Here is a 762-nt window from a genome sequence, read left to right as displayed (position 1 = left end):
ACACAGCGCCATTGGCCACCGGCCGCCGCAAGAGCAGGAGGACGCATTCCATGTGAGCATGAACACCCTTGAAAAAACCGCATAAGTTTTGAACAAAGAACTCTCCGGTAAACCCGGGGCGGTTCAAACCGTCTTCGCAATTGGGCACTTCCGAGGTTCGACGCCTGGACCGCACGGCTGGGAGTGTATCCAGAATGGTGGGGCATCCGTCCCATGAAAACGAAATGGGGCAGCTGCAACGCCGAAAAACGGATTATCTGGTTGAATTCTTCGCTCGTGAAAAAGCCAGAGGGCATGATCGACTACGTGATCTTGCACGAGCTCGCCCACCTAATCTCCCCTCGGCACGATCAGAGGTTCACTGCCGTTCTCAACCGGGAAATGCCACGGTGGCGCAATGTGCGCAAAGAGCTAAATGCGCTTCCCTTGGAGGCGTGGATCGACTGAAATCTGAGAGGCTCCGCGTATCCATCGCGCAAGCCTATGGGCAAACCGCGCAAAGTTATGGGTATCGCGAAAGATTATGCGCGATCCTACACCACATGTAGGGACGCGCATATTTTTTCGTCTGGCACGCGGGAGATCAAGGACTTAGCTGCGTTCCGCGCGCAATTTTTTTCGCGACCTGCGCGCATATTTTTTCGGGTCGTCACGCCGTCCATAGAAGGCGTTTTCTGTTAGACGACTGAGGTGGCTCGGTTTGTCTGAACAGCTTCGAGCCGTTTCCTAAGTGGATTTCCCGCTCGGTTATGCCGCGACCGG

At 55.1% G+C, this 762-nt stretch carries 1 pseudogene; it reads left to right on the top strand.

The window, feature by feature from the left end:
• Positions 1-141: 141 nt before the first annotated feature.
• Positions 142-447, top strand: a pseudogene (locus tag ACFSUD_RS19655) (M48 metallopeptidase family protein); the annotation flags it as partial.
• Positions 448-762: the final 315 nt, after the last annotated feature.

This window comes from Sulfitobacter aestuarii (assembly GCF_042685005.1).
GTDB classification, from domain to species: Bacteria; Pseudomonadota; Alphaproteobacteria; order Rhodobacterales; family Rhodobacteraceae; genus Sulfitobacter; species Sulfitobacter aestuarii.
Note: the sequence above shows the minus strand (reverse complement) of the source record. Positions and strands in the feature narration are given on the sequence as shown.